This is a genomic window from Actinomycetota bacterium (genome assembly GCA_005774595.1).
GTDB lineage: Bacteria > Actinomycetota > Coriobacteriia > Anaerosomatales > D1FN1-002 > D1FN1-002.
In genome coordinates this window covers 323-1,068 of record VAUM01000503.1, presented here as the reverse complement: position 1 = coordinate 1,068, position 746 = coordinate 323, and the positions used below count along the sequence as shown (strand labels likewise).

Genomic DNA, 746 nt, shown 5'->3' with positions numbered 1-746 from the left:
GCGCGATGTCGTTCAGGAAGTCGATCTGTTCCAGGATGCCGGCGCCGATCTCGGCGTGCATCCGTACGCGCGCCATCTCCTCCGCGGAGAGCTTGGACGGCTTGAGCAGGATCTCCTCCGAGAGCCCGACCTTGCCGACGTCGTGGAGCAGGCCGGCGAAGCGCAGCAGCTCGATCTCCTCGAGCGGCAGGCCCAGGCGCTCGCCGATGGCCATGGCGTAGTCCATGACGCGCTCCGAGTGGCCCGTCTCGCGGTACTCGGCCGCATCGAGTGCGACCGAGAGCGCGGAGATCGTGCGCGCGTAGTCGGTGCGAAGGCGCTCGAGCAGCACGGCGCGGTCGACGGCGAGCGCCGCCTGGTCGGCGAGGCGGCGCACGAGCCGCTCGGCGTGGGCATCGAACGTGCCCGGCTCCGACGACGCCACGAACAGGAAGCCTATCGCGATGTCGCGGATGGCGAGCGGCACCGACAGCACGCTCCAGTCCGGCTGCGCGCCGCCGCCCCGCACCTCGCCGAGGTGGGTGACGTAGGTGCGCTCGCCCTCGTCGCCGGTGGGCAGGCCGGTGGCCTCCTCGACGACCGCGTCCACGTCCGCGTCGGTCACCACGGAGCGCACGATGATCGTGGTGCGGGTGAGCCCGTGACCCGTGATCGCCATGCCGCCGATGTCGAAGTCGAGCGACTTCTCCAACACGCTCGGGACGACCGTCGCGATCTCGTCCACGCCCATGCCGGAGTGGATGGCC

1 protein-coding gene and 1 pseudogene (1 of these 2 cut by a window edge) are annotated in these 746 nt (G+C 70.9%); both read right to left on the bottom strand.

Features of this window, described 5'->3' with window-relative positions; genetic code table 11:
• Nucleotides 1-694, bottom strand: a 694-nt coding sequence (locus FDZ70_11280) for an HD domain-containing protein (GenBank protein ID TLM65205.1), incomplete at its 3' end; no start/stop codon positions are given.
• A pseudogene (locus FDZ70_11275) lies at nt 601-746 on the bottom strand (GAF domain-containing protein); it runs 322 nt beyond the window's last position. The gene FDZ70_11280 and the pseudogene FDZ70_11275, both read right to left, overlap by 94 nt.